At 66.7% G+C, this 7995-nt stretch carries 6 protein-coding genes and 3 pseudogenes; 4 read left to right on the plus strand and 5 right to left on the minus strand.

Translation table 11 applies throughout. The annotated features are described in order from the left end of the window. The first annotated feature begins 241 nt into the window (after positions 1-241). Both ACFXAE_RS35790 and ACFXAE_RS35795 read left to right on the plus strand, forming a co-directional pair. The gene (locus ACFXAE_RS35790) at positions 242-679 is read left to right on the plus strand and encodes a glutaredoxin domain-containing protein (RefSeq protein ID WP_384723780.1); all 438 of its coding nucleotides are present in this window, start codon (positions 242-244) and stop codon (positions 677-679) included. A gap of 363 nt (positions 680-1042) precedes the next feature. Further along, positions 1043-1147, plus strand: a pseudogene (locus ACFXAE_RS35795) (IS5/IS1182 family transposase); the annotation flags it as partial. A gap of 296 nt (positions 1148-1443) precedes the next feature. Here ACFXAE_RS35795 and ACFXAE_RS35800 read toward each other — a convergent pair. From ACFXAE_RS35800 to ACFXAE_RS35810, 3 genes and pseudogenes are all read right to left on the minus strand, one after another. Continuing rightward, positions 1444-1812 (minus strand): annotated as a pseudogene (locus ACFXAE_RS35800) (DDE-type integrase/transposase/recombinase); the annotation flags it as partial. A 25-nt stretch (positions 1813-1837) separates the two neighbouring features. Then, positions 1838-2101: pseudogene (locus ACFXAE_RS35805) on the minus strand (integrase core domain-containing protein); the annotation flags it as partial. A 294-nt stretch (positions 2102-2395) separates the two neighbouring features. Then, entirely contained in the window at positions 2396-3157 is a 762-nt protein-coding gene (locus ACFXAE_RS35810) for a hypothetical protein (RefSeq protein ID WP_384723783.1), read from the minus strand. A 741-nt stretch (positions 3158-3898) separates the two neighbouring features. On the opposite strand from ACFXAE_RS35810, the gene ACFXAE_RS35815 reads away from it, so the two are divergent. Then, on the plus strand, positions 3899-5077 hold the full coding sequence (locus ACFXAE_RS35815; RefSeq protein WP_384723785.1) for a hypothetical protein: 1179 nt from the start codon (positions 3899-3901) through the stop codon (positions 5075-5077). Between the two features lie 20 nt (positions 5078-5097). On the opposite strand, the gene ACFXAE_RS35820 is transcribed toward ACFXAE_RS35815, so the two are convergent. Next, the gene (locus ACFXAE_RS35820) at positions 5098-5676 is read right to left on the minus strand and encodes a DUF6461 domain-containing protein (RefSeq protein ID WP_384723788.1); all 579 of its coding nucleotides are present in this window, start codon (positions 5674-5676) and stop codon (positions 5098-5100) included. A 633-nt stretch (positions 5677-6309) separates the two neighbouring features. Between ACFXAE_RS35820 and ACFXAE_RS35825 the strand changes: the two genes are divergently transcribed. Continuing rightward, a complete protein-coding gene (locus tag ACFXAE_RS35825; protein WP_384723791.1) occupies positions 6310-7122 on the plus strand; it encodes a hypothetical protein in 813 nt (270 codons plus the stop codon). A gap of 261 nt (positions 7123-7383) precedes the next feature. Here ACFXAE_RS35825 and ACFXAE_RS35830 read toward each other — a convergent pair whose 3' ends face one another. Further along, on the minus strand, positions 7384-7677 hold the full coding sequence (locus ACFXAE_RS35830; protein WP_384723794.1) for a WhiB family transcriptional regulator: 294 nt from the start codon (positions 7675-7677) through the stop codon (positions 7384-7386). Positions 7678-7995: the final 318 nt, after the last annotated feature.

A 7995-nucleotide genomic window follows, 5' to 3' on the forward strand; every position in this document is an offset into this window, starting at 1 on the left:
GGGTATTTGCGTGGTGCTGGCACTGCTCGTGGTTCTCCTTCGGGCCAGGATCATAAGCCTGGCTTCAGGGACTCCACGAATCCGGGGTCAGCTCATCGCGACCAGCGGCCCTACCCCTGACCCACCCGGAAATGGACATCAATCACGCTCTCCCTCTCACTGCCATGACGACTGCGCGACGTGGCCCAGAGGTGCGGGCCGTCGATCCGCCGAATCTGCGCCACCGATAGCCTGCGTCATCATGACGCGCGCATGGATCTTGCCGATGTTGCTCCTGGTCTGCGGCTCGCTCGTTGCGACTGCGTTGGCGGTCAGGGGGTTTTCCGGCGCTGCCGTTCCACTACTGCTGATGTTTGTCCTGCTCGCGGGGCTGAACTCGCCGCTGGCGTTCCCACGGCCGATCAGTGCGGTGGAAGCACAACGACGCAGCCCGGTCGACGGCCGACCGATCGTCTACTGGAGGGCTGGCTGCAAGTACTGCCTGCGCCTGCGGATCCGGTTGGGCGGCAGCGCCCACCAGCTGCATTGGGTCGATATCTGGCGCGACCCGGCTGGGGCGACGGCGGTGAGGGCAGCCAACGACGGTGACGAGACCGTGCCGACCATCGTGGTCGCGGGCCAACCGCACGTCAATCCCGATCCCGAATGGGTGCGCGCACAGCTCTCCCCATCCACGTGAGCGGTCCTGCCCCCGCCTCACCCGGAAACGGACATCAACTCACGAACCGCCCTCTGAGGCGACCGAGGATCGCAACAGCGACGCCTGCGCCGGATACGGGCCCACACCATCCGCTGGCGGTCGCCCTCCGGGGTGGCCGAGGATCACAACCCTCCGCGGCTGGGCAGACGCAGCCGACCGCAGGCTGGCGATCGCCCTCCAGAGCGGCCGAGAGTCGCAACTCCATGGCGGCCAGGCCAGCAAGCGTTGCGGCGCCGACTCCTCCACGATCTCGTGGTCGGTGATGGTCTCGCTCATTTCAGGCGTCTCCTTGATCATCGGATCCGCCGTCTATTGGACACTCCCGCGGAACCGGCCGGAGACCGCAAGGGGGCCGATCCGTTCCGCAGGGACCGGCCGTGGTCGCTGTCTTTGGAGGACCCGGTGTTGCTGGTGGCCGCGTACTGGCGCACCAACCTCACCCTGAAGTTCCCCCCTGAGCATGGACAGCGGGTGGTTACGCTGCGGGGGTGAGAGCTTGTGCCGTCAGGGCCCGGGTTTCGACCGGGGTGACGTATCCGTAGACGGGGTGTTTCCGCAGGCGGGTGCGGTTGTACTCGACCTCGATGAAGTGGAAGACATCGGCACGGGCCTGGTCGTGGGACTCCCAGACGGTGGTCCCGATCTCTGCCTTCAGGAGGCCGAAGAGGCGTTGTCACATTGTTGGGTGTGTGGACGTCTGACGGTGTGTCGAGGTGTGGTGGGGCCGGGTTCCGGGCCGGTGCTCAGGCCGTGGCAGGTCGGTCCGTGACGCCGGTGATCTGCTCCCAGATGGTGAAGCGGACGGTCATTTCGGCTCGGTAGTGAGGTGCGGGCATCAGGTGGCGACGAGGCCGGAAGTGGGGTGAGATGCCACTGAACGCGGACAGGAACCTCTGCGCCCCGCCCACGGAGCGGAAGCCCTTCATCACCCGTTCGCGTTGCCTCGTCGGCTGGTGGCTGTTCTCGGCCCGGTTGTTCAGTCCCTTGTGCGAGCGGTGCTCGACGCAAGGCATGACCTCGTGGTGGGCGGCGCTGCAGGAGCGGAGCTTGTCGGTGACGATCACCCTCGGCACTGCCCGGGTCTTCGTCATCAGCCTGCGGAGGAACCTGCGCCGCTCGAAAAGTCATCGTCGCCGGTCAAGCGATACAGCGGTACTCGCTGATCACGCCGCCGAGGATCTGGGTCCGCAGCACTCGGCGGGCGTTGAGGTCGTGCACGGTGGCATCGGGCCGTTCCTTGGCATCAGGCGGTAGTTGCTGTCGGGCTTGGTGAGGTCGGTGGGTGTTGTCGTGCCGCCGGTAGGCGGCCAGGACCTGGCGGGCGTGGGCCTCGTTCACGATCAGGACATGGTCGAGCATCTCGCGCCGGATGCTGCCAATGATCCTCTCGCAGTGGGCGTTCGTCCGAGGGACCCACGACGCCGAACACGTCCGGCCCTGTACGGCGGGGACGGCCTTGAAGACCGTGGTCGCCGCCGCTTCATCGGGATCCGGGCCTGTCCACCGGAGCGGTGGCCGGCCTCATGGTCCGCACGGCGCACCGGCTCACGTTGCGCCGAGGCCCGTGCACATACGCTTGCGGCCGGCCCGGACACAAGGGTGTCGGGTCCGCCCGATCGCGGCGGACCCGACGCCTGGACCGTCGCAGCCGTTACCGCCGGCGCGGCCCCCACCGGCCCGTCGGCACCGCGGACATCACTTCACCACGACGTGGTCCCCGGACGACTTCGACGGTCCGGTGGTGGTGTTTCCGTTGTACAGCCAGCGCCACGTACCCGTCTTGGAGGCCTTCACGGTCGTTTTGAGGTTGCCCGAGCCGTTCGAGTACACCTTCTTCACCGTGGTGTAGGAGGTGGTGCCGGCGGGCTTGAACTGCAGGCTCACCTGGCGTCCTCCGTAGGAGGCGTACTTTCTGGTCTCCCAGTTGGCTCGGGTGACCTTTCCGGTCACGGTGATGGTCTTGCCCTTGGCCACTGGTTCGGGCGAGGCGTTGACGGTGAGGCGGGAGTTGCGCTTGACGTGGACCGTCAGACCCTTGTCGTCGGTGTCACCGCCGCCGCCCTTGAAGTACACCTCCGCCCCGACCTTCCAGGCCCCGGCCTCGCTGTTGTGCATGTCCCACACGCTCGGGTCGAAATACATCGTCTCGTTGAAGTCGCAGACGCCCGACTTCACCTTGATGCAGTCGCTCGTCTCGATGGCGTGCCACAGCCGGTCGGCCCCCTTGCGGTACAGGAACACCGCCGGCCACTTCCATTTGTGCGTGGTCGTCATCCGGAAGGAGGCGGGCACCGCGACCTCCCCCGACACCCCGATCACAATCGGCTTGCCGCCGTTCACCTGGACACGGCTGAACGAGACCCCACCCTCGGCCGCCCCGGCCGGCACCGCGGCCACGGCCGTGAACGCCGCCGCCGCACCACCGGCCACGACGACTCTCCAGACCTGCTTCCCCACCTGGTCCCCAATCTGTACGGAAAGACACCGGAGGCTCATCCCTCCAGCGCCTTACAGACAGCCGGCACCCACACGGGGTTGTACACCCGCGAATCACAATGAGGCATCAGACAACCTCCGCCTCCCGCGAGACCGAGAGGTCGGTGCGATGCGGCGGGCGAAGCACGCACCCCCTCAAAAGCTGTTGTCTTTCCGAGAGTGACGGGTTCGTTTCCGCTGGTCAGGTGTAGGGGTGGGGTGTAGCCGATCAAGCTGACGGAATCCCCAAGTCACGGCCCGAATCGCCCTCGCTGGAGGCCCTGTTGAGGCTCGCCGGGCCGGGGCCAGCGGTGATAGCACGACGGCTGGCTGCGGCACGTACCGGACGGCTCCAAGGCGGAAACGACGAACCGTGATCGGCTACACCACGCCTGGGACACGACCTGATCCTCCTCATCGGCTCAGAGCAAACTGGGGCCGGCCGATAGCTGTGTACGCGAAAGTTTTCATCCCGAGGACAGCACCCGTTCTCCCACGCTCGCGAGGCTGCTCGAGTACGGCACGAAAGAAGCACCTCCCCAGGCTCAACAGTCCCTGTGCGAAAGGCTTCACGTGATACGACGCATGCTCGTCTGCTCCGTCACTCTGAGCGTTCTTGCTCTCGGCGCCCCCCTGGCATCCTCGGCCTCTCCGGTTTCCCCGGTTTCCCCGAGCTCACCTGCTGCTTCCTCCACCGCAGCGTCCGCCGAACAGAAGGAGCAGATGCCTGCCAACGTCCGGACGATGACAGACAAAGACAACTGCGAGGAAGCCAGAGACAGAAGCAAGACCAAAGGCGGAAACGGCTCCTACGGCTGTATCACCCTGATGTCACCGCCCCAGGGCAAGCAGGCTGCGGAAAGCATGCGTGCGCAGACCGCCGATGTCCCGTTACCGGCGAACGAGTGCACCGGTGACGAGGACGGATCCTGGTACGCCACCCGGACCATGCAGTGCCAGATTGATCCCAACGTGAAGTACACCTACTTCGACAGCGATGGCAAGATCGCCGGTACCGCGCTGTTCGCCACCGCCCAGCAGATGGACCTGTCCACCACCAGCCTGCAGTGGAGTGAAACCGACCAGCTCGTGATGCTGAAGTCGACGGGTGCCCTCCCGCCGCTGACCATCACCTGGACCACCAAGTGCGCCCCCACCTGCAGTCCCGGCAGCACCACGTTGTGGACCAAGCAGCCGATCAGCGTGGGACAGCGGCTGGAGAAGACGTACACGATCTCTGACACACCCACGACGACGTACGACTACCTCGACGTGACCTACGAGCTCGACATCGACGCTCCCAACGCCGATCAGCTCACACCGCCGATCAGCTGGGGCTCCGAAGTACGCTGCGACGACAAGCTCTCCATCATCAACACCTCCGGCTGCGTCGTGCCCTGGACCACCCCCACCCTGTTCGTCTCCCGCGCCGAGTACGGATCATCCGCCGACATGATCGAGTGGGCACAGCAGAATCTTTCCGGGCACTGGGGGCTCAAGGGCACCGGCGCGCCGCTGCACCGACTTCAGAATGACTCGGACCAGAAGGCCAACCGCCGGGCGATCTGCGACAAGAGCAAGTTCACCAAGGACCCGGCGATCACGGACGACACCTGTGACGAGTTCCCCTTCGCCGGCACCTACGAGAGCGGTGCCCTCAACGGCGTCACTCACGGTAAGGACTGCGCCCAGGTGACCGCTGTCCGCGCCGACACCACAGGTGACAACGCCACCGACTGGCCCACGATCACTCCTGTCGGCCCGTTCACCGGGGAGGAGAAGTGCGTGCGCGGCCACATCCCCGGCAATCTCAACTCCGACCTGGGCGGTACCTACGGAGTTTTCATCAAGAGCGCGCGTCTGGCTGACAATGACGGCTTCTGGCTGAAGGTGACCTTCTGACCGGCGGCCGCTGCCGACTGTCAATCGGCCCGTACGGGAACGACGACCGTCGGCAGCGGCCCCGCCACTTCCCGCGGGTCCACCACCAGGCCGAACTCGCTCTCCACCGCCTCCAGAGCAGCAGCCGGATCAGAGAAGTCGTCACCCGGCTCGTCCAGGAAGAAGCCGACCCGGTCCAGGGCCTGGTTGAGCCGGTCCGGATCCGTCCCGGACGCCGGGTCAAACTTCCACGAGTCAAACAGGGCGAGAATCTCCCCATTACGGGCGTGCGCCACCCGAGTGGTGCCGTCGAGGAACTTCCACACGGACACCGCTTCCGTGCCCCTGGACAGCTTCTTGAGCACCGGCTCCCTGAACGGGACACCCACCTGCGGGAGCGCATCGAACACATACGCCCAACCCGACCCTGCCGGGCAGTAGACTCGCACCGCCCAGCTGTCCAGGCTGTAGTGCTCAGCCACACCGTCGATGGGATACCGGGGCAGCGGATCCGGGCCGGCGGCACCCAGCCGGGATAGTACGTCCGCCTCTCCCAGACCCCGAACCGCGGTCACGCAGAACCACTCGTTCCCCAGCACATCGAACAACGTGGAAGCCATCACGACCCGCGCCTTCCCGATCAACATCCGCCTGGCGGCCGAACGCTACGACACGTACCTGAACTCCCGGTGACGAACGCGGGCATCATGAAATCGGCAAGGGCCTGGTGGCCGGTCTCCCGGTTACCCGGCCACAACAGACTGAACCGCTCCGGGAGCCTCCATCGAACCCGGGGCGGTTCAGTGGCGGCAGGGTGATGGGTGGCGGGGACGGCGGTGGGGGACGGCCAGGCGCCGAGCTGGTGGCCTACGACGTGCTGTGCCGGGACCGCGAGCGGCACGGGCGGCTGATGCGCGAGCGCAGGAAGGCGGACGGTTCTCCGATGCGTCGCACGGCCGTGATGTCGTCGGTGGTGAAGTCGTTCACGGCGGTTCCTTCCCTCGCTGTGTATCGCGGCGTCGCGGCAGTGTCACTGCCGCGGGCAGGGCATATGGCGGGGCGCGGCTGTGGGGCGGGAACGGGTGTGGTGGTTTCTGGTCCGGTCTGCCTTTCAGCAGACCGGTGCTGGGAAGGTGAAGCGGGCCGGGCGTGGCTGCTCTCAGGGGTGGTGTTTGCCCAGGACAGCGGCGTTGGTCCCGGTGGGGTGAGTAACATCCGGCAGCAATACCCCCCGTTTCAAGGAGCGTGCCGTAGTGGCCACAGCGTCGGAAGAACTCACCAGCCAGAGCCTGCAGAGTCAGTACGCGGAACAGTTCGCCCACCACCTCACGGCCAACCGGGAGGAACAGGCCCGTCTGCGCCAGCGTCTTGAGCAACTCGTGACGGACGAAGCCTGGCTGGTCAGGGCACTGGAGACGGTGTCTGCCCCGGACGAGAACGAGGCTGACGCCGGCGCTCAGGCGCCCCAGGACGAGTCGGGACAGGCGCACGACAGCACGTCTGGGCCCGTCGAGCCGGCCGAAGCGACTGAAGCGACCGAGTCGGCCGTTGAAGCATCCGTGGCCGTCCCGCAGCAGCGGCAGGACAAGCAGACCGAGGCACCCGCGAAGAAGACCACGGCTGCCAAGAAGGCCACGGTCAAGAAGTCCGCAGCCAAGAAGCCGACCACGGCGCAGCAGGCCCCGACGGCCAAAAAGACGACGGCGAAGAAGGCGCCGGCGGCGAAGGAGGCCACGGCCAGGAGCGGGGAGCCGACTCTGGGTGAGCTGCTGTTGACCGTCCTGGGCAAGTACGCCGGGCAGCCGTGCACCGCGAGCGAGGTCGTCAGCGATCTGGAGCGGGAGTACCCCGAGCGGGCCCGGGACATCAACACCGTGCGCAACACCCTGGAGCGGCTGGTCGCCAAGAGCCGTATCGAGCGGAGCAAGCAGAAGAACACCGTGCTGTACACCCTGGCTGAGTCCGCGCCCGCCACAGACGGCGCAGCCGTGAAGGCGTCGCCAGCCACCGAGACAGCCGATGCCGAGGAGGCCGAAAACACCGAGAAGGTGCCGGCGCAGGCCTAACCCCCTCTCCCGGCACAGTGACGCCGGCCGGGCCGAGCGCCCGTTGCAGGGTGCCGCGCATGGCCGGGCAACAGCGCTTCTGCTGGTGAGGTGTTGAAGACACGCCGCCGGGTGCCTGTGCGTGACCGTCCATGCGGTGGGCGCGCGCAGGCGTGCGGCGGCATCCCGCTGCGAAGGACGGTGGGGGGCAGCTTGTGGGAGTCGTTCGTCGGCCCTGACGGACAGATGAGTCATCAGGTGCCCGCGGCATCGCCTGACCGGTCAACTGGCGCGTGGCGTCTGCTGCTCACAACGAGCGTTTTGCAGAACCTGCCGCCAGGAACCGACGTTCGGCCTGCGGCGTAGCAAAGTTCTGCGCTCCCGCTCGGTCATACCGCCCCACACGCCCCACTCGAGGCGGTTGTCGAGCGCCTCTATCAGGCATTCGGTCTGCACCGGGCAGCCCGTGCAGACCGTCTTGGCCCGTTTCTGCCGGGTGCTGTCCGCGAACAGCTCTTCCGGGTCGGCGCTGCGGCAGGCCGCATCCTCGTGCCAGTGGGCATTGGTGCTCGTCATGTCTTTTCTCCCCCGTCACGGTTCGACGACAGCGTCGAGCTTATTGCGCAGGTCACGGCCACTGCGGTGGGGTTCACGGCGCGGATGGCTACGCCCTTTTGAGGTGGGCGCCTCTCGTGCCGGCCGGTTGCCGTCACGCTGCCCGTGCGGTCGGTGACCGTGCCCCTGCCGAAAACCTCATCCGCCCTGGTGAAAGGCGGTGCGCGGGGGTGCGCGGGTGCTTGAGGGGGTGCTCTCGCGTACCTGGTGGTTGTACCGACATGATGGTCGGTCGTGCTGCTGCGACTGGCTTACCTGACCATGACCCAAGCGTTCGCC

It is taken from the genome of Streptomyces sp. NPDC059454, assembly GCF_042749965.1.
In the GTDB taxonomy this organism is placed as follows: domain Bacteria; phylum Actinomycetota; class Actinomycetes; order Streptomycetales; family Streptomycetaceae; genus Streptomyces.